This window comes from Sporosarcina sp. NCCP-2331 (genome assembly GCF_023707945.1).
GTDB lineage: Bacteria > Bacillota > Bacilli > Bacillales_A > Planococcaceae > Sporosarcina > Sporosarcina cascadiensis.
Map to the genome: position 1 here is coordinate 87,044 of NZ_BRCD01000006.1, position 20,976 is coordinate 108,019.

The 20,976-nt window shown below is 44.2% G+C and carries 15 protein-coding genes; 9 read left to right on the plus strand and 6 right to left on the minus strand.

Translation table 11 applies throughout. The annotated features are described in order from the left end of the window. The first annotated feature begins 294 nt into the window (after positions 1–294). Both secA2 and NCCP2331_RS05225 read left to right on the plus strand, forming a co-directional pair. A complete protein-coding gene (secA2, locus tag NCCP2331_RS05220; RefSeq protein WP_153722697.1) occupies positions 295–2,661 on the plus strand; it encodes an accessory Sec system translocase SecA2 in 2,367 nt (788 codons plus the stop codon). Beyond that, positions 2,658–3,566 (plus strand): accessory Sec system S-layer assembly protein, encoded by a 909-nt coding sequence (locus tag NCCP2331_RS05225; RefSeq protein WP_153722698.1) that lies wholly within the window; start codon positions 2,658–2,660, stop codon positions 3,564–3,566. The genes secA2 and NCCP2331_RS05225 overlap by 4 nt, the downstream gene beginning before the upstream one ends. Before the next feature lie 267 nt (positions 3,567–3,833). On the opposite strand, the gene NCCP2331_RS05230 is transcribed toward NCCP2331_RS05225, so the two are convergent. Both NCCP2331_RS05230 and NCCP2331_RS05235 read right to left on the minus strand, forming a co-directional pair. Beyond that, positions 3,834–4,313, minus strand: coding sequence for a C40 family peptidase (locus NCCP2331_RS05230; protein WP_153722699.1), 480 nt, complete (start codon positions 4,311–4,313; stop codon positions 3,834–3,836). Positions 4,314–5,261: 948 nt separating this feature from the next. Next, positions 5,262–5,966 (minus strand): glucosamine-6-phosphate deaminase, encoded by a 705-nt coding sequence (locus tag NCCP2331_RS05235; RefSeq protein ID WP_251669049.1) that lies wholly within the window; start codon positions 5,964–5,966, stop codon positions 5,262–5,264. 353 nt (positions 5,967–6,319) lie between these two features. Between NCCP2331_RS05235 and NCCP2331_RS05240 the strand changes: the two genes are divergently transcribed. Genes NCCP2331_RS05240 through NCCP2331_RS05250 form a run of 3 tightly spaced genes read left to right on the plus strand, consistent with a single transcriptional unit; the run spans position 6,320 to position 8,643 of the window. Next, positions 6,320–6,460 carry a cytochrome c oxidase subunit 2A gene (locus tag NCCP2331_RS05240; RefSeq protein WP_251669051.1) on the plus strand — a complete coding sequence of 47 codons (141 nt, stop codon included), beginning with the start codon at positions 6,320–6,322 and terminating at the stop codon, positions 6,458–6,460. Between the two features lie 26 nt (positions 6,461–6,486). Continuing rightward, the gene (locus tag NCCP2331_RS05245) at positions 6,487–6,987 is read left to right on the plus strand and encodes a cytochrome c oxidase subunit II (protein WP_251669053.1); all 501 of its coding nucleotides are present in this window, start codon (positions 6,487–6,489) and stop codon (positions 6,985–6,987) included. A gap of 3 nt (positions 6,988–6,990) precedes the next feature. Then, on the plus strand, positions 6,991–8,643 hold the full coding sequence (locus NCCP2331_RS05250) for a b(o/a)3-type cytochrome-c oxidase subunit 1 (protein ID WP_251669055.1): 1,653 nt from the start codon (positions 6,991–6,993) through the stop codon (positions 8,641–8,643). A 47-nt stretch (positions 8,644–8,690) separates the two neighbouring features. Here the strand turns inward: NCCP2331_RS05250 and NCCP2331_RS05255 are convergent, their stop codons facing one another. Beyond that, positions 8,691–10,592: a sensor domain-containing phosphodiesterase gene (locus tag NCCP2331_RS05255; RefSeq protein ID WP_251669057.1), complete on the minus strand. Its 1,902-nt coding sequence runs from the start codon at positions 10,590–10,592 to the stop codon at positions 8,691–8,693. A 254-nt stretch (positions 10,593–10,846) separates the two neighbouring features. Here NCCP2331_RS05255 and NCCP2331_RS05260 point away from each other — a divergent pair, with 254 nt between their 5' ends. Continuing rightward, complete coding sequence (locus tag NCCP2331_RS05260; RefSeq protein WP_251669059.1) at positions 10,847–11,563, plus strand: C40 family peptidase; 717 nt, start codon at positions 10,847–10,849, stop codon at positions 11,561–11,563. A gap of 66 nt (positions 11,564–11,629) precedes the next feature. Here NCCP2331_RS05260 and NCCP2331_RS05265 read toward each other — a convergent pair whose 3' ends face one another. Next, on the minus strand, positions 11,630–12,367 hold the full coding sequence (locus NCCP2331_RS05265) for an SDR family NAD(P)-dependent oxidoreductase (RefSeq protein WP_251669100.1): 738 nt from the start codon (positions 12,365–12,367) through the stop codon (positions 11,630–11,632). A 965-nt stretch (positions 12,368–13,332) separates the two neighbouring features. On the opposite strand from NCCP2331_RS05265, the gene NCCP2331_RS05270 reads away from it, so the two are divergent. Continuing rightward, a complete protein-coding gene (locus NCCP2331_RS05270; protein WP_251669060.1) occupies positions 13,333–14,925 on the plus strand; it encodes a SulP family inorganic anion transporter in 1,593 nt (530 codons plus the stop codon). Positions 14,926–15,111: 186 nt separating this feature from the next. On the opposite strand, the gene murJ is transcribed toward NCCP2331_RS05270, so the two are convergent. Both murJ and NCCP2331_RS05280 read right to left on the minus strand, forming a co-directional pair. Then, positions 15,112–16,395, minus strand: coding sequence for a murein biosynthesis integral membrane protein MurJ (murJ, locus tag NCCP2331_RS05275; protein ID WP_251669061.1), 1,284 nt, complete (start codon positions 16,393–16,395; stop codon positions 15,112–15,114). A gap of 1 nt (position 16,396) precedes the next feature. Then, positions 16,397–17,494, minus strand: coding sequence for a glycosyltransferase (locus NCCP2331_RS05280; protein ID WP_251669063.1), 1,098 nt, complete (start codon positions 17,492–17,494; stop codon positions 16,397–16,399). 292 nt (positions 17,495–17,786) lie between these two features. On the opposite strand from NCCP2331_RS05280, the gene NCCP2331_RS05285 reads away from it, so the two are divergent. Then, positions 17,787–18,683: a C40 family peptidase gene (locus NCCP2331_RS05285; RefSeq protein ID WP_153722086.1), complete on the plus strand. Its 897-nt coding sequence runs from the start codon at positions 17,787–17,789 to the stop codon at positions 18,681–18,683. A gap of 165 nt (positions 18,684–18,848) precedes the next feature. Further along, complete coding sequence (locus NCCP2331_RS05290) at positions 18,849–20,516, plus strand: N-acetylmuramoyl-L-alanine amidase (protein WP_251669064.1); 1,668 nt, start codon at positions 18,849–18,851, stop codon at positions 20,514–20,516. The last annotated feature ends 460 nt before the right edge of the window (positions 20,517–20,976 follow it).

A 20,976-nucleotide genomic window follows, 5' to 3' on the forward strand; every position in this document is an offset into this window, starting at 1 on the left:
TTACTGCTAGATTTCACTACTTAGTGTACTTACCGTTCTCTTTCCCTTGACAGCTCGCTTGCAAACTAACGTGCAATGTAAAATACAGCGAGCGGCGGCCTGTTTCTATGTGTCTACTATGACGCTTATTAGATGAAAGAAGTTCCCTCTCTTGCTGTCTATTCCCAAACTTCACTGGCCATTCACCGCTTTTGCTGAAGGCTTTATTCAAAGATAGTCTTTTGCACGGCTTTTTGGTAAAATGAATAGGAATCTCTCATTCAGATAGAGGTTTATTAAAGGAGCGTCTAACTTATGTTGAATATCTTTAAGCGAAAAACTGGGACGAGTGAGCGCCAGCTGCGTAAATACCGCAAAATCGTGGAGCAGATCAACTCACTTGAGCCTAAATACATTGCCATGTCAGACGATGATTTATCGGGTATGACGGATCAATTTAAGGAGCAGCTGGAAGGCGGCGCAACGATCGAAAAGATCATGCCTGACGCATTCGCAGTCGTACGCGAAGCTTCCAAGCGCGTTCTTGGCATGCGTCATTTCGATGTCCAATTAATTGGCGGAGCTGTTTTGACAGAAGGTAATATTGCCGAAATGCCGACAGGTGAAGGGAAAACACTTGTCGCTTCCCTGCCCTCTTATGTACGGGCACTGGAAGGAAAAGGCGTTCACGTCATTACGGTCAACGATTACTTGGCGAAGCGTGACTATGAGCAGATTGGACAGATCCACCGTTTTCTCGGCCTGACTGTCGGATTAAACGTCCCGATGATGCAGGGGCCTGAAAAACAGGCGGCCTATCAATCGGACATCACATACGGCGTCGGAACAGAATTCGGTTTCGATTATCTGCGCGATAATATGGTGCAGCATCCTTCGCAGAAAGTGCAGCGGCCGTATCATTTCGCTATTATCGATGAAGTCGACAGCGTACTGATCGACGAAGCTAAAACGCCATTGATCGTAGCAGGTAAAATGCAGGCGGATGCAGATTTGCATCATATTGCGGCACGCCTTGCGAAGCGATTCAAAAAAGATGAAGACTTCGAATTTGACGATGCGACAAAAGCGACTTCATTGACGGAGCAGGGTATCGAAAAAGTTGAGAAAGCATTCGGCATCGACAACTTGTATGATCTGGATCACCAAACGCTTTACCATTACGTTATCCAGGCCGTCCGCGCATACGTCATCTTCAAACGCGATGTGGATTATATTGTACGTGATGGAAAAATCGAATTGGTCGATATGTTCACCGGACGTATTATGGAAGGCCGTACTTTATCTGACGGTCTGCACCAGGCGATTGAAGCCAAAGAAGGCGTCGAAATTACGGATGAAAATAAAGCACAGGCACAAATTACCATTCAAAACTATTTCCGTATGTATAGAAGATTATGCGGCATGACTGGTACAGCGAAGACGCAGGATAAAGAATTCCGCGAAGTGTACAATATGGAAGTTATTCAAATTCCGACTAACCGTCCGCGCGCGCGAATTGATTCACCTGACTTCGTCTACAGGACGATTGAAGAAAAATACAAAGCAGTGGCAAAAGAAGTCGAAGCACGCCACGCAACAGGCCAGCCCGTTCTCGTCGGTACTACTTCAATTCTGCAGTCCGAGGAAGTTGCCAAACACTTAAGAGAAAAAGGTCTGTCTTTCCACCTGTTGAACGCGAAAAGTGTCGAACAGGAAGTGGAATTGATTTCACAGGCGGGACAGCACGGACATATTACGGTTGCTACGAATATGGCGGGGCGCGGTACCGATATCGTGCTCGGTGAAGGCGTGGAAGAAAACGGTGGTCTGTTTGTACTCGGCACGGAAAAACACGAGAGCCGCCGGGTGGATAATCAGCTGCGGGGACGTTCAGGCCGTCAAGGAGACCACGGCGAAAGCCAATTCTATCTTTCATTGGAAGATGAGATGTACATCCGTTTCTCTCCGGAAGAGCTGGAAAAGTTCCTGACCAAAGTACGTACCGATGAAACTGGCAAAGTGGAGAATCCTGAAGTGCATGAGCTGACTGAGCGCACGCAGCGAATCGTTGAGGGAGCCCACTTCTCCATGCGTGAATACAATCTGAAACTCGATGACGTCATCAACGATCAGCGGGAAGTAATCTATTCATTGCGTAACCGCGTGCTCGAAGGAAATGATATTTTCGAGAAGCTGAAGACAATGCTTTCGGAAACTGTTGAATTTGCCGTGCTCGACAGCTGTCCTGATAATGAAGTTGCAGATAACTGGGATTTCGACCGCATTGAGCGGACGATGAATGCACTGCTTCTGACTCCTGTCGAATTGCCGGCTTCCTTGGATAGGACTGCTGATATTCTCAAGCAGTATGACGAAGGAATGGAAGAGTTGTTTGCATTTATCGACACATTCACTGATAATGAACAAGTGAGTCAACTGCTTCCGCAAGTCATGCTGGGCTACCTCGATACAATGTGGGTCAAGCATTTGGAAGTCATGACACGTCTTAAAGAAGGAATCGGACTGCGTTCATACGGACAAGAAGATCCGATGCGTATTTATCAGCGCGAAGGCCTGCAGTTATTCGCCAAGCACTATCAGCGTCTGCGCCGTGACATCGCGTCCGAAATCATCGCATTCATGAAACAATTACACACACAAGAACAGGAGGTTTCCCGATGAAACTCTTCAACCTATTTAAAAAGACAGACAAAACCGGGTTAGATAGTACAGTGGAATCCAATGAAATTCTAGAAAATGCAGGAAACGCTTCTGGTAATGAAGATATCGAAACAACTCTTTCTCTTCATCCTGAATGGACGCTGACACAGGAGCAGGAGTACGTTTTTCGCTTCCTTGCAAATGAACTGGAGCCATTAAAACCGAACCAAATTTCATTGTCAGGAATTGATATAGACTATGAGCCGGCAAATGACAGCTGGCTCGTCAAATCATTCTTCCGTTCTTCACTCGATCAGGCAATCACGGTAGGCTCTATCGAATTGCTGTTGATAGATGAAGACGGCAACACGGCAGCTTCCGCTGAATTTGATTTGAATGAACTCGGCGAAATACCGGCCCGCAGTGCGCGTCCATGGGTATTCGTATTTGAACAGAAAGATCAGCTTGCAGAAGAAATCCCTTCTAAGAACTGGAAACTTGCGTTCAATGTGCATTCTATGATGCCGCACCAACTGGAACTGGCTCCTTCATGGGAAGAACAGCTTCCAGCAGAACAAAAAGAAGCACTGGCTGAAGTGGTAGCAGGTCTTCCTAAATTGAAACCGCGTGAAGTAAACATCGCCGGCTTCCAAATTCAGAAACAGGATGACGGCAATATTGCCGCTTCTGTCTTCGTCCGTAACGGTCACTCGAAGCAGATCAATATCGAAAAGCTTCCATTAGAGTTAATCGACGCAACCGGCGAATTGGTAGCGCGGGGAACATTTGAATTGGATCCTCCCCTTTCAGTGAAAGCAAACAGCACGACTCCGTGGACATTCATTTATCCGACGGAACTGATCAAAAAGGATGAGCCGGACTTCTCACGCTGGACAATCCGTGTACCGCAGGATTCTACAAACTAATGAATAGACAGAAGCTGCCCGAACAGTTTATAACTGCCGGGCAGCTTCTTTTTTTGTTGTTATGCTGAATGGTGCGGCTGCCGGATGGTTTGGCGCGTTGGCACGAGGTTTTCGTTCGGTTGCATCTATGTTACGCTCGGTTGAGGCTGTGTTTCGCGCGTATGACCGTTATTTTGATTCGGCTTGGCTTGAGTTTGGCGCGTTAACTATATATAACAGGACAAAAAAAATCGGCCTCCCTTAATGGAAGACCAACTGTAGTTTGTTTTATTTAGCTGCTACCGCGTTCACGCCTGCAATGCGTTTCGCACCAACATAGCGCTTGCCCCAGTAATATGGGTCGTTTAATTTGTCTACGCGTACCCCTTTAGATGTGGAAGCATGTGCGAATTTTCCGTTCCCTACATAAATACCTACGTGCGATACACCGCGGCCGCCAGTATTAAAGAATACTAGATCACCCGATGTGAGGTTGGATTTCTTCACTGCTTGTCCAGATGCGTACATGCCGCCTGACGTGCGTGCTACTTTCAGTCCGTTTTGTGCAAATACATAACCGACGTAACCTGAGCAGTCAAAGCCGGCTTTTGTTGTGCCGCCGTAACGGTACTTGATTCCTGTAAGGCTTGTTGCAGTTTTTGTAATGTTGGTAGCATGTGCAGATGCATCTGCTTGTCCAGCGAAAGGAGCGACGAGTAATAAAATAGACATTGCCAAAACTGAAAACGTTTTCTTCAATAACTTCATGTGTTCCTCCGATAATTATATGTATTTTTTAGTAACTTGCTAACCTCTTATGTTGAATTAACTTTATCATTTATCAAACTCTAGTTATATTACAGTTATGTAACAGAATTATGTCGAAGACGTAATATCTGTTACTTTTGAAACACTTTGCAATATTACATTCATTTTTTTACATTTTACTGTATGCGGAAAGACTGTTTCCCGGGATAAAGATTGAGCGAGCAGAAAGGATACCGTTTCCCTGCGTTCCGGGCGGACGCGTTCCCGAGGGCGTGCGGTGAGCCGCTTCCTTCGCTACGCTCAGTCCAGGGTCTCACCTGTCACGCTAATCCTCCGGGAGTCGCCGCCCTGCACTTCGGTACACTGGCAAATTGTTTAATACTATTACATAATTTCTACTACTACATATCTGACAGTATTCAACAAAGTTAGAGTCTTTGACGTATGTTTAAAATCATAATGTCAGATAAATAGTATACTTTAAAATTCATAGAGAGTTGAACTGCTTAGTCCCACACTGTGCAAATTTCAGCTTAACGCTGTTAAAAGAATTACACTGCTAGGGCATTAACTGAAACTTCATTATTGAAAACACCAGAACTTTTCAAAGATAAACTACTTAAAATATGTTTATAACTAAACTAGTGTACCGGAGTGGAAGGCGGCGACTCGGGAAGGATCAGCCCGATAGGATGAGACAACTAAAGGGAGCGAACGAAAATATTGTGCAGAAGGAACCATGTATTGCCTTAATTTCTGCAAAGAGCGCAAAAATACGGCAAAGCGAACCCTTCGCTGTTCGCTTGGCTCACCGAAGGCCCTTCCGAAAGCGACCGCCTGAAACGCAGGGGAACGGTATATTATCCACTTACAACATCCCTTCTACAAACAAACAAAAAACTGCCTCTTTCACAAATAAATGTGAAAGAGGCAGTTTTATTATGGTAGTCAGTCAACTTTCAGATCTGTAATGACTACTACATCATTGTGGCGCAATAATTTAGTAATCGGCCAGTCGGTGGTGACTTCGCCGGACTTGAGCTTTTCCATTGCCGCGCGTTTTTTCTCGCCGAATGCGACCATTATGAGTTTTTTTGACTTCATGATAGAAGAGATTCCCATCGTCAAGGCAATGTTCGGGATTTTATCGTCGTTTTCGAAGTACTGGCTGTTGACGCCCAGGGTAGAATCCGTGAGTGTCGCGACATGCGTCACGGACTCCGGCGATGTGCCGGGTTCGTTGAAGGCGATGTGGCCGTTCTCCCCTACTCCGAGCAGCTGAATATCAAGAGGGTGTGCGTTCAGCTCCTCTTCATAACGCTGGCACTCTTTGTCCAGATCGTCCGCCATCCCGTTTGGTATATGTGTTTCTTTGAATTGCTTCTTATTGAATAAATGCTCTTTCATAAAATAAGCATAGCTGTTCGGATTATCTGCATCGATGCCGACATATTCATCCAGATTGAATGCTGTCACTTGTGAAAAATCCAGATTTGAATCAGTCCATTCCTCATAAACCGGGATCATCGTGCTGCCTGTTGCCAGTCCCAGAACCTGCAGGCGGTTATTGCGGAGCTCTTCTTCTATTATACTGTAGACTTCTTTTGCGCCTTCTTCAGGGCTGCTTACTGTAATCCATTGTAAATTTTCCATCAAACATACACCGGCTTTCCTAAGTTTTACTTATTTATTTTAGTTTTAAATAAACTTCTGGTCAAGAATTACCTCACGCAGAATACTTGTCTGAGTTATCATTCCCCTGCTTCCCTTTTTAAAAACCTCTTCGACAGAAAACGATAGGCAGTTGACTATGTAATGTGACAATACATCTGCCTGTCTAAAGCATAAATGCAGGCCTTTTTGTATGTCAAATAGATGTTAAGTGGTTGAACATATTGTGAACTTTTGATGAGGTTTGGAAATCATAGGGTTTTCCCTAATTCTTTATTCACCGTCCAGGATTAAGATAAACGTAAGATTAAATCTTCAGCAAGGAGGTGGCTGCATTGAGCAAAAAAGATGTATCTTCGAAAAAACAAACGAAGGAAGATGTGAATTTAAAAGGCACGCTGATCATGGTAATGATTGTCGGCGTTGCTATTCTGGTCATGTGGTTCGCAAGTTACGGTCTATTCTTATCTAGATAATCAAAAGCATTTGAGGAGGAAATACTATGCATCTGCATAAATTTGAAAAAGTATGGCTCGCGTTTGGTTTAGGGTCATTGGTCTTATTCTTAATCATCATCGGCTTTGCAGCGTTCTGGAAAGGAACTCACCCGCAAAGTCATATAGAAATAATTGATCCCCAAAACGTGGAAGCGAATGAAGCATTCCAGCCCGATAATCTTGGTCTGACTGAAGTAGCCGATGGCAAATATGTTGTGAATATGGTCGCTTCCGCTTTCAACTACGACTTTGGTAAAGAAGAGGACGGCAGCCCTACTAAGACGATTCGAGTGCCAAAAGGTTCCACTGTTCTGTTCCAGATTACAAGCAAGGATGTAGTTCACGGCTTCCAGGTTGCCGGAACGAACGTCAATATGATGGTAGAGCCCGGACATATCAGCCGGCTTGAAACAGTTATGAAAAACGATGGTGAATTCACCGTAGTCTGCAATGAATATTGCGGTATCGGTCACCACTTAATGTTCGGCACAGTGGAGGTGTACTAACCAATGGAACTATTCAAATTCTCAAAAAAAGAATCAAGATTATATATGTCCTTCATGTATGTCACGTTTGTCTCGCTGTTAGTCGGCGGCATGATGGGACTGCTCCAGACTTTGGTACGTTCAGGAAAATACAAGTTACCGTTTAACATTGATTACTATACAATCTTAACCACACACGGCGTAGTTCTCGGCCTTGTGTTAACGACCTTCTTTATTATTGGATTCCAGTTCTCTCTCATGGGGAAAACTGTAGGAATTTCTGATAAACAGATTATGTGGGGCTGGGTATCATTCTGGGTCATGCTGGTCGGTACCGTTTTGGCTGCATGGATGATCTTAACAGGAGAAGCTTCCGTATTATATACATTCTATACACCTCTTCGTGCACATCCTGTTTTCTATATTGGGTTAGCACTTGTTATTATAGGCAGCTGGATCGCCGCTATCGTAAACTTCCGTCAATTATATGTATGGAAGAAAGCACATAAAGGTGAAAAGTCTCCTTTGCTTGCGTTCATGGTTGTCATTAACATGATCATGTGGGTTGTCGCATCACTGGGTGTCGCTTACTCTGTAGTCGTCCTGATCTTGCCTTGGTCACTCGGTTACGTGGCGACAGTCAACGTCTTGCTGACTCGTACTCTATTTTGGTATTTCGGTCACCCGCTTGTTTATTTCTGGCTGCTTCCGGCTTATATGGCTTGGTATGCAGTGCTGCCGAAAATTATCGGCGGAAAACTATTCAGTGATTCATTGGCAAGACTGGCGTTCATCTTGCTGCTGATGTTCTCGATTCCTGTAGGTTTCCACCACCAATTAACTGAGCCGGGGATTGACCCTACTTGGAAGTTCATTCAGGTTGTTTTGACTTTCATGGTAGTCATTCCTTCCTTAATGACTGCATTCTCTTTATTTGCAACTTTTGAAACAACGGGCAGAAATAAAGGCTACACTTCTTTATTCGGATGGTTCAAGAATCTTCCTTGGGGCGATGTTCGTTTCTTCGCGCCGTTTGTCGGTATGGTTGCGTTCATTCCAGGCGGGGCCGGCGGTATCATAAACGCGTCTCACCAAATGAACTCTCTTGTGCACAACACGATCTGGATTACAGGTCACTTCCATTTAACAGTTGCAACTACTGTCATCTTGACGTATTTCGGTATTGCCTACTGGCTGGTTCCGCATTTGACCGGCCGCCGTCTGACTCCTAAATTAAATAAATTAGGGATCATTCAAACGATTATCTGGACAGTCGGTATGATGATTATGTCTACTTCTATGCACATTCAAGGTCTGCTTGGCGGTCCGCGCCGTTCGAACTTCTCTGAATATGCAGGCGGAGATCAGGTTGCTACTTGGATCAGCTATCAAGTGGCACAAGCGGTAGGCGGTATCATTTTATTCGCCGGTATTATATTGATGGTATACATTTTTATTCAGCTGGCATTCTTCGCCCCGCGCGGTTATGAAGACTATCCGATCGCTGAAGAAGATATGGATGCTGAAAAAACACCGAAAATCCTGGAGAACTGGTACTTGTGGATTGGCATCACCATCGCCTTGATTCTATTCGCTTATACTATACCAATGATTGATATTATTAAGCACTCGCCTCCCGGATCGATTCCATTTGATTGGCCGATAGGACGCTCTTAAACAATCAAAAGCCTTAAAAATCCGATAGTGGATTTTTAAGGCCTTTTTTACACACTGACTACAGGCAGGCTCAGCTGCGGCTTCGTTTGCATCTGTGTCAGCAGGGACTGCATATCCGCTTCATTCAGAGGTCTCGCGAAGTAGAAACCTTGCAGTTCATCACAGTTTTTCCTTTTCAGGATGTCCCATTGTTCCTCTGTTTCAATACCTTCTGCTACAGTACGGATCTCCAGTGTCTTGCCCAGCTGGATAATCGCATTGACAATTGCACGACTTTTATCATTATGGGCGATATTCATAATGAATGAACGGTCAATTTTCAGCTGTTTGATCGGGAACGACTGCAGATAAATAAAAGCAGAGTATCCTGTACCAAAATCATCTATCGCAATGGAGAAGCCTTTCTCAGCAAGCTCATGAATTCGCTGCTGCACAATTTCATGCCGTTCCATCGCGACGCTTTCCGTTATTTCCAGCAGCAGATTTCGAGGATTGATCTGTGCCTCTTGAATGCATGTATCCAAATAAACAGGCAGACTCTGCTGCAGGAAATGCCTTGGCGATAAATTAATGGAAACGGTCAAATCATGCAGCCCTAATTCTTTGAATTGCTTCAGCTGCACGAGCGCTTGGCGGATGACCCATTCACCAATAGATATAATAAATCCGGTTGATTCCGCCAATTCGATGAAGTCAGCAGGATAAATCAATCCCAGTTCAGGATGCTGCCAGCGGATCAACGCTTCAAACCCGATCACTTCGCCCGTTTCACATAACACTTGCGGCTGATAGAAGAGTCTGAATTCATTCATATCCAGACCTCTGCGCAAGTTCATTTCGGACATCATAGTCTGCTTCATATGCTGATGGGTATCGGCATTATAGACACCAACGCTTTTTCTCGAAGACTGGCGCTTGCTCGTTTCGAGCGCAAAACGGGCGGCCTGTACTCCTTCGATCGGTGTCAGAACGTCTTTGGGATAATACGCGACACCGTAACTGACGGTTAGATAGACCTCCTGGCTGGCGACAAGGATCGGCTCCCGCAGTTTCTCGATAAGCTTGTCCATCTTCCTTTTAAATATCGTTCCACCTTCGCCGTATGGTATGAAAATAACAAAGTGATCAAATGCAATTCTCGCAGCATGATACGGCTTTTCAAAATGCAGCAGAAAACGATCAGCAACTACACGAATGATTTTGTCTGCCAGTTCCGGACCCAGCACACTGTGGATTTCAATGAATTGATCGATATTCATATAGACAAAAATACCTTCTTGGCCCTTATCCACTTCTGCAATACGGGCTTCTGTTTTAGCCAGAAATGCATTATAGTTCTCCATCTCCGTCAATGGATCAACGAAAGCAAGGCGGTGCAGATTCTCTTCAAAGTCAATCCGGCTTAAGCGATCGAAAAGGAAAGAAAGCATATCCGCAATACTTGATACTACCATGCGGTCAAATGAATTCCACTCGCGGCGTTCTCTCGATTCGCAGCAGAGCAATCCGCCGATTCCTGAACCGAGGATAATGCAGGCATCCAGCAAAGAGGCGAACTGATCAGGAGATTTGAAATACTTCTCCGCTATTTCTTTAGTCGCAGGGCAGCTTCCGACATCATCCGCAGCCAGCGTCCGCTGACTTTGAATTGCTTCAAAATAAAGAGGAAATTCCTCTATGCAAAAATCACGATCGATGTAGTGCTCTTTTGTTTCTTCATTATAGGCGTTTTGCGGGAGGAGACACGTGCGATCTTCATTGAAAAGCCAAATACTGACTCGCTGACATTTCATAATATGCGAAACTTCAAAGCAAATCTGCTCCAATAAACTATTGATCGTCTCTTCACTTACTGCGTAGTATTTAGCCATCTTGAATACTTGTTCTTGCTGTTTGCGTATTGCATCAATTTTTTGCAAGGTTTGAGTCATATCGTCATGTTTCTGCAAAAATGCACCACCTTTTCACTATAAAGTTATAGTATTTTGACACATCGTGAATAATTCTATTATAGCAATTTTCGCGCAAATTTATAGTGAAAATTGCCAAAAAGTAATTATACCTACTAAAAATCATTTAATATCAGTCTTTAGTTATGTATATTTTCAAATTTTTCTTCGGTATACTAGGTTTATTGGTTGAATTTAGTAAGTTGCTAACTTAGTAGAAATAGCTAAAGATATTTCAAAAGGGGATAATCAGAATGAAGAAAACAGTTCTAGCAACTATTGCTTCTATCGCACTTGCGGCAAGTATTTCCGCAGGCAGCGCAGACGCTTCGACAAAGACGTATACAGTCCAGCCCGGAGATACTCTTTGGAAAGTTGCTAATCAGCATAAGCTGACCGTAAACGAGTTGAAAAGTTTAAATGCACTTGCAACAGATTCCATTAAAGCAAACCAGAAATTAATTGTCGAAAATAAAGCAGCAAATGCGAAGACCGTATCCTCCATTAACTCATTGCATAGCGGAAAAGCTCCTTCAGTGGACAAGCCTGTTGCATCAACGAAGCCTTCTGCAGGGACGAATACTGCGGCGCCTTCTACTGCATTGTCGAATAAAATCGTAAATAAAGCGATGCCTCTTCAAGGTATTCCGTATGTTTGGGCCGGCGTAACGCCATCGGGATTTGACTGCAGCGGATTCATCTATTACGTCTTCAATCAGGCGGGCGTAAAAGTTCCGAGATTAGATACAATCGGCATGCATGATCGCTCCATATTCATTAAAGATCCTGTCGAAGGCGATCTGCTATTTTTCGAAAATACATATCGTCCAGGAATTTCCCATATTGGAATTAACTTAGGGAACGGTAAATTCATCCATGCAGGAAATAACGGAATTGAAATTTCATCTGTTGAATCTCCTTATTGGAACCAGCGCTTCCTTGGCTATAAGCGATTTAAAGATATTAAATAACAGAAAAGCGGACATCCCTGAGTGCAATGCCTTACAGGGATGTCCGCTTTTTTATCTGGAGATTGATTATCTTGCAGAATAACCGCCGTCAATAACAAGTTCTGCACCTGTAATGTAAGCAGATTCGTCTGATGCTAAGAATAACACTGCATTGCTGACGTCTTCGGGCTGCCCAAGACGTTCTAACGGTGTCATCTTAATGAGCATTCCTAATAATTCCTTGGATTCTTCCAAACCTTGTGTCATTGGAGTTTCGATAACACCCGGGAAAATCGCATTGACACGGATCCCGTTTTGACCATATTCAGCCGCAGCCGCTTTCGAAATGGCACGTACCGCACCTTTTGAAGCCGTATATGGATTTAAGCCCATTCCAATTAAAGCTGTATACGATGATATATTCACGATGGATCCTTTTTTCGCTTCAGTCATATAGCCTGCCGCATGCTTCATGCCAAGAAACGCGCCGAAGCTGTTGATATCGGACAGTTTGCGCCAGTCTTCAATTGTGATTTGATCCACCGCTTTTTCGGTAGAGATGCCTGCGTTGTTGACAAGGATGTCCAGTTTGCCGAAGTGATCGACTGCCTTTTTCATTGCGTCTTTCCATTCTGCATCTTCCGTAACGTTTAGTTTAATTGTAAAAATGTTGTCTTGCCCGCCCCACTTTTCTTCCAAAGCTGTTTCGTTAATATCCGCTGCGATAACTTTTGCACCTTCAGCTACGAACTGCTTCACCATCATTTCGCCCATGCCGGACGCCCCGCCAGTAATGAATGCTACTTTGTCTTGTAATCGCTCCATCATTCATCTCTCCTTTTCGAACTGTATGTATATATTTTAACATTAAAATACCTTTTAATCAATTTTTCGAGGGGTTTATTTATACACTTGATTTGATGCTATTCTCTGTAGTGGTAATAATTGTAAGTGAAAAGATACCGTTTCCCTGCGTTCCAGGCGGACGCGTGTCTTGCGGGCCCGCGGTGAGCCAAGCGAACAGCGAAGGGTTCGCTTTGCCTTAATTTTTGCGCTCTTTGCAAAAATTAAGGCAATACAGGGTGCCTTCTACCATCTTCCTTCGCTTCGCTCCCTTTAGTTGTCTCATCCTATCGGGCTGATCCTCCCCGAGTGCTTTTAGCCGCGGGCTCACACGAAGTGAGTCATGCAACCGTTGCCGCAGGACGCGGTGTACTTAGGTTGCCTTCCACTCCGGTACACTAGGCTGATGTTTCAGAACTTTTTATGTGAGTGACAATATGAGCATACCGTCTTAGATTGTTATAATAAGTACTGTTTTCATGCATTACTTATCATTCTAAAGAGGCTAAGATTTTTGTGATCAATGCATTTGCATAGTCGAGAAACGGGAACAAAACTAACTTAGCTCACACTCTGTAAAAATGCAGCATGTCATACATTCCCCACACCAGCGAAGGCGCAACTGCGGGGTTAGCCGGTGCTGTGAGACAACTGGCGTGGTCTTTGCCAGCTGGCTCACAGCGTAAGGCAATCCCCCAGCGCCGAAGCGGATTTAAACTGCAAACACATACCCCATTCAAACCTCCTGCAAAATCGAGAAACGAGAACAACGCCAACTTCCAATGCATATCATGTTGTACATGCACCGATACAAATAAGCATAAATAGCTCCATACTTTCAAGAAGAAAAACCGTCTCTATAATTATACACTCCTTGTATAATCAAATAGACTGCGATATAATTAGAATTGTAAGAAATATACTATAAGTGGAAGAAGTGAACAATTATGTTCAAAGACCAGCGCTATCTTCAATATAATGCAGCAGGGTTCCGGCAGGATTTAATTGCAGGAATTACTGTTGGAATTGTAGCCATTCCACTTGGGATGGCTTTTGCAATTGCCTCGGGCGTCAAGCCGGAGTATGGATTATACACAACCATCATTGCCGGACTGCTCGTCGCGCTGTTTGGAGGCTCGCGCTTTCAGATTGCAGGACCGACGGGCGCGTTCATTCCAATTTTATTGGCAATTGTTCTGCAGTATGGTTACGAGGATCTATTGATCGCCGGATTTTTAGCAGGTATTTTCCTGGTTATTATGGGGTTCCTCGGTGTCAGTAATTTAATTCATTTCGTGCCCAGGTCCGTGACGATTGGTTTTACTACCGGAATTGCCGTCATTATCTTCACTGGACAGTTTCAGAACTTTTTCGGTCTGACAGGTGTTGAAAAGAAAGAGTTCTTCCATGAAAGCATGATCGAAATCGCAAGAAATTCTGACACCGTGAACATATTCAGTATTTTAACAGCAGTTATTGGTTTGCTGGTCATTTTTATTTTGCCGAAGATTGCACCAAGAATTCCGTTGTTATTAGTGGCCTTATTAATCCCGACAATTTGTTCTATTCTATTTTTTCCCGGAAAAGTCGAAACAATCGGGACTTCATTCGGCGGAATTCCACAGCATCTGCCCAGTTTCCACTTTCCTGAAATCACTTTATCTAAACTCGTTGCCTTGTGGCAGCCTGCTCTTATCATCGCGGCGCTTGGTGCCATCGAATCGCTATTGTCAGCAGTTGTAGCAGACGGAATGAAAAGCGATGTGCCGAAACATGACTCAAAAAGAGAGCTGTTTGGTCAGGGCATCGCGAACATGGTGACTCCGCTGTTCGGCGGGATACCGGCAACAGGTGCCATCGCCCGTACCGCCACCAATATCCGGTCAGGTGCGGTCAGTCCGGTGTCCGGTATCATCCAAAGTTTATTCGTCTTGGCATTTTTGCTCGTATTCGCACCTTATGCATCCTATATTCCGTTAGCCGCCATGGCACCGATTCTGATGTATGTCGCCTGGAATATGAGCGCAAGAAAAGCATTCGTGCAAATCGTCTCGCTGCGTTCAGGAGATTCCCTCGTTTTATTGACAACATTTCTCCTGACAATCTTCCTGAACTTGACGATTGCCGTAGAAGTCGGCATTCTGCTCGCGGCGCTGTCATTCCTTCGAAAAATGAGCGGTGCGCTGGATATTAAAGAGAGCAAGTTGACAGAGGTTGAAATATTCAAGTTAGGGGCTGTTTCGGGAAGTGAACTGATTAAATACAAACTTTCCGGCCCCTTATTTTTCGGAACCGCCAAAAATTTTGAAGACCGCTATCCCAAGCTGCTGGAAATCGAACAGTCTGTCATTATTCTGGATATGAAGAACCTGACTGCACTAGACGCAACAGGCGAAGCGGCGCTTTCTGCTTTGCTCGATGAAGCAAAGAGGCTGAATAAGCGTCTTATCTTCAAAAAAGTACCTCAGAGTAAAGTGAATTTGTTCAAACGCAGCGGGTTATTCGAGAAAATCGGCGAAGAAAACTTCTTTATGCTCTGACAATAAAATATCCGGAAAGTCATCTTCATCTGACTTTTCGGATATTTTTTTGACAAACGCTATTTGGTGCGGAGGCGCGGGCGTTTGGTGCGATCCCATTCTTTTTCGGCACGGCGTCTTGTTCCATCGAACGGAATTCATTAGAAAAAGCTGCCTTGGAATGTCGTCTTCCAGGACAGCTCTTTTTTATAACTTCCATTTAAATCTTGCATAACCAGCGAGTAAAGCAAAGTTTACTGCTGCACTTATGACCGTGCCGTAAGCAATTGCCTGCGTACCAAGCTGGTCCACAAACGCGAATATGATTGCAATATTTATTCCAAACACGCTGATCAAGCTGAAAATGATTGGCATGATAGAGTTTCCTTTGGCATAATAAAAACGTGTCACATACGTATTCGCGGCCAGGAAGAACATGGAGATCGCAAATATTTTAAAAACTGGCACTACGAGCATAATATCTTCTTCCCCAAAGTTTCTATAGCCGAAGATCAGGCGGACGAGCGGCTCAGCAAAAAAATAACAGAAGGCGCTGGCAGGCACCAGCAGCGTAACCATATAGAGCATACCCTTTTTATAGAGCATCTTAATCGTCTGCGTGTCCCCTTCGCCTTCCTTTTTAGCGAGCATCGGATAGATAACTGTCGTAACGGCGGTCATCAAAATGGCCTGAGGAAAACTGGCCAGCTTTGATGCATAGTTGACAGAGGAAATCGCCCCTTCTCCCAGTCCTCCTGCTGCAAATCGATGAATAATAAAGTAAAACTGCAACGAAGCACCACCAAATAATATTGGCAATGCGAGCCACCATAGCTTTTTAATATCCGGCGTCATGCCGAACGACGGCTTCAGCGATGACAGGTCTGCCCTCTTAATTCCCCAATATAAAAACAAGGCCATCAGAACGGCACTGATCATTGCGCCGGCTCCGTAAGATTGAGGCCCGATCCATCCGGTAAGCAGCACACCGATGATGACGAACGCGGCATTATAAAGAAGAATTGCCAGGCTCGACATCTGAAAGCGGTCATTGATATTTAATAAACCACTCATCCACGTGGACATCACCAGAAGAATAGAAGACGGCATCATCCAGAAAAACAACTTTTTCGTCAGCGCATAGTCTTCTTCGCTCAGATCTTTGAAAAACAGATGCAGAATCGGATCAGTCAACAAAAGAATCAGCCCAGTAATCAGCACGGCGGACAGGACAACTGTCGTGAATGCCTTACGGACGTACAGCTCTTTATCCATTTTAGAAGAGTGATAGACGGAAATGAAAGCTGTCGTCAATGCGCCGCCAAGCACTAAGTAAATAAAGTTCGGAATCGTATAGGCTGTTGCAATCGCATCGGCGACTTTACTGGTACCGTACTGGAAACCAATCACCATTTCCCGCCCGAAGCCAAACAGTCTGGCGACAATATTAATAATCGCCACAGCTCCGATAATCTTAAATAATTTGCTCATATCAGAATCCCTTCCCGTACCGTGAGTAGATATCATTCAGTCTCTTGACGATCACCTCAAAGGAATGTTGCTGGACTGCCTGCTGTATGACTTCCTGCTGCGCCCGGGTCACTTCATTGGAAAGCGCTTGATCGAGACCTTCCGCCAATGAATCCGCGCTGCGCGGTTCGACCAGAATACCCGCCCCGTCCTGCAGCAGATAGGGAAGTCCGCCAACATTCGTTGCTACTACTTTAGCGCCTGAAGCCAATGCTTCGAGTACGACCAAACCGAATCCTTCATGATAAGAAGGGAGGGCCAGTATATCGGCCGCAGACATCCATTTAGCGAGTTCAGTCTGGCTGACAGGTTCTTTAAACTCGATACCTGCAGCTCCTGTCTCTTGAATTTTCTGCGTAACTGTTTCAGTGAAACGCTGATCTTTTTGAGAGCCTATTATATAAAGAAGGAGATCTGGATGAGATGCTTTCACTTGCCGATAGGCTTCCAGCAGTTCCATTACGCCTTTCGATTCTATAACATTTCCTACAAAAATCAGGACATGTTCATTCAACGGAACATTCAAGAGAAGACGTGCCTCTTCCCGACCCATCGGCTTAAAGATATTCGTGTCCACGCCCATGCTCATGACCTCTACGTTGGAAGGTGCAATTCCGTAATCTTCAATTACATCCTGCCGTAACTTTTCACCGACTGTGATGATATGTGAAGCTTCTTCCAATATTATCCGGGTAAAGCCTGCAATCCGGCTGCTTTTTTTCGCCATCTTATCCAGATCTCCGCCGTGGACAGTCACAATATAAGGAAGGCCGAATAGTTTCTTGCCTATATATGAAAGAATCCCTGTCGGAAACGCGTAATGCGCGTGCGTAATACCAATCTTCTTTTTATTTGTGAGTAAGTAGGTGAAGGATTGTAATCCCCAGGAGATATATTTGGAAATCTTTTCAATCGGACCTTTCCCCGGTTCATGAATGGCGATGACTTTGACATCAAAACCGTTGTTTTGTAATAGTTCAACTTGGTTTTTCACAAAAATCCCATATGTAAGATGTTCTGCAGATGGATACATATTGCTAAATATTACTGCTTTCTTCACTAAATACTCATCCTTTGTCGCTTTCCGTTTGACCGGATATCAGCTCTTTTATTCGTTGAATGATTATACCACAACTGAGGCAGTAAGAGAGTTATGATCATCATTGACACTTTTCTGCTTCTTCTATTTACATGAAAACGCCAGGCGGGAATCTACTAACATTTCAACTACTCTCTCATATGTAATGCTCTTGTAATGTAAATGTAACAAAAAACACGTTTATCCGTGCTAATATATTCGTAGATTACAAAGCACAACAGTTGATTGTGCGAAAGGGGAATACGAGAATAGCATGAAACGTCTTTTGTCTCTGGTTTTTGCGAGTCTACTTTTCTTTTCACTTGCACCAGAATTTGCTTCTGCAAACTCATCTACGTCACTAATCAGCTCTTTGCGCACACATATGGGAACTCCGTATGTTTATGGAGGAACGACTCCATCGGGATTTGACTGCTCAGGTTACATACAATATGTATTTAAAAAAGAAGGGCATTCTGTTCCACGCACAACGGGACAGCAATTCTCTACAGGTACTTCCGTTTCAAAAAACAATCTGCAAGTTGGAGATTTAGTTTTCTTCAATACGACAGGACGCGGTGTTTCCCACGTTGGTGTATACGCCGGTTCGAATAACTTTATCCACGCTTCTACAAGTAAAGGCGTCACGGTCACTTCATTGAACGATCCATACTACTGGGGCAGCCGTTATATCGGCGCACGCCGGGTAGCAAGTTTCGATGACGAGAAAATGGTTGCTGCTGCAGCTCCTGTGAAAGAAGTAGTTTACGCAAGCCGCGCTGAAGTCGCGAAAGAACTTGCCGAGACGCTCCAGCTCGATACAGCTTCAGCAAACGTAACATTTAATGATGTCGATGAATCAAATCCAAACTATGCTGCAATCGCAGCGGTTGCAGAAGCGAATATCTTCTCAGGCGACCAAGGTAATTTCATGCCGGACGGCGAATTGACCCGTGCTCAAATGGCGAAAGTTTTAGTACAAGCTTTCGACCTTCACGGATCTGCGCAGGCAAACTTTAAAGATGTTCCTGCTGGCCACTGGGCAACTGAATATATCAACATTCTCTATCATCACAACATCACAACTGGTTATGGAGACGGCACATTCGGTTTAGAAGATAAAGTGACTGCTGCACAATTGAACAAATTCATTGATCGTATTAATAAGTAAGTAACACGCCGGATGTTCTATTAGAGGACATTCGGTTTTGTCTAATTAAGACGAAACATCCCGGGCAAAGTTACTATTTTCCGAACACTGTCGAAAACATCTAGTAATTATTTTCCACCGCTGTTACACTGAGTCTATCAAGCTAGTATATTTAAGGAGGATTCCATGAATCAGTTTAAATGGGCAGCAACAACCGTGCTGCTACTTACCATCTTAGTTCTCTCACCTCTTCAGTCCTTGGCAAGTTTCAAGTTTTCCGACGTACCCGCCGAACGCGAATATTTTAAAGAGGTTCATTACATAGCCGAAAAAGGAATTGTTAATCAATCTGCTAAATTTAATCCAAAAGATAACTTAAAACGTGCTCACGTTGCAAAAATGCTGGTTATTGCGAAAGGCGAGCAAAATACACCAGTCAAAGAAGACATGAAGATTGACGGTTTAGATCCCAGCGATGAGCAATACAAATTTGCAAACATCGCGATTCAAAAAGGATATTTTCAGTTCTCAGATGGCAGCCGCTTCAATCCGAATGAAGAAATCAAACGCGACGAAATGGCATACGCTCTCTCTGAAGCATTCAATTTATCAGAAAAGGTAACCAGTCAGAAACCTTTAGTATTAACAGATGTAACCAAACACAAATATGTAGAACGCATCAACGGCCTGTACTACGCGGGCATCACACAGGGCGACAATAAAAAGTTCCTGCCAAGCGACAAATTAACACGTTCTCAATTTGCCCTTTTCATTGCACGTGCAATGGATAAGCAATTCGCTTTAACAGTAAAAACACCGGATCAGCAATCCAGTGTCCGATATGTAAAAGTGGATACTGGCAATGACAAAGATCCTTTAAATGTTCGTTCATCTCCATCAGCTACCTCTTCTATCATCGGTACTCTGGCTAACGGAGTGGTTGTTGAAGTAACAGGAAGCACAGGTACTTGGTTGAAAGTGAGCCTGAATGGCAAGGTTGGCTATATCAGCGAAAATTATACTACAGGCAATTTGGAAGAATCGAAGCCAAGCGAACCGGCTCCCCCTGTCAGCAAGCCTGACCCTGCCCCGACGGCTAAATTAATGGGTAAAGTAACAGTAAACAATCTTAACGTTCGTTCAGCAGGTAATTCAAGTGCTGCAACAATCGATAAGCTGAGTACCGGAAAAAAAGTACAAGTCTTATCTGTTTCCGGATACTGGGCAAAAATCAATTACGATGGCAAAGTGGGCTATGTACACAAGTCTTATTTGAAACTCTTGAATCAAACTGGCAACCCATTGCGTGACCGGGTCATTGTCGTAGATGCAGGACATGGCGGACATGACCCTGGTACCGGCAAGAACGGTCAAACAGAAAAAGCAATTACCTTAAAAGTTTCAAAGAAGCTGGAAGCGAAGCTGAAAAATGCCGGCGCTAAAGTTTTGATGACACGTTCAACTGATAAGTATTATTCATTGGAAGCAAGAACGGAATTTGCGAAAAAGAATTACGCCGAAGCGTTTGTCGCCATTCACGTCAACTCTGCAGGTTCTTCTGCAAGCGGTGCTGAAACCTATTATGATTCTTCCGCAAACCCGAATGCGACAGAAAGCCGTGATTTAGCTACTTTCATTCAGCGCAATATTGTGCAGAAAGCCAATATGGTCGACCGCGGTGTGAAGAATAATCGTTTCTATGTTATTCGCAACAACAACGTGGCGGCAGTTCTTGTTGAGCTTGGATTCCTGACGAATTCAGCTGATTATGCAAAACTGACAAGCGACAAGTATGCAGACATTTACGCAGATGCGATCTACACTGGTCTTCACCAGTATTACAGCAAAAACTAATTCAGTTTCCCTCTCAAGCCTCTGCTTGAGAGTTTTTTTATGAAATGAAAAGTTACCCTAATCAAGGTCCTTCGACATAGTTGGCGTAGTTTCCGTTGCTCGACTTTGCAGGTAGATTAAATGGAGTGTGTGTTTGCAGTTTAAGCTCGCTCCGGCGCTGGGGGATTGCCTTAGGTGATGAGCCTACTGGCAAAGAGCGTGCCACCAGTCTCATCACAACGGCCTACCCCGCAGTTGCGCCTTCGCTGGCGTGGAGAATGTATGTCATGCTGCTTTTTGGCAGAGTGTGAGTTAAGTTGGCGTAGTTTCGTCTCTACTTAGCAAACGCATTGATCACAAAAATCTAAGCCTTTGCAGAATGCTAAGTATTGCATGAAACGCCTTACCTATCGTAATAGTCTCAGATATTATGCTCATACTACCTTCTTGCACAAATAGTATTAAAACACCAGCCAGTGTA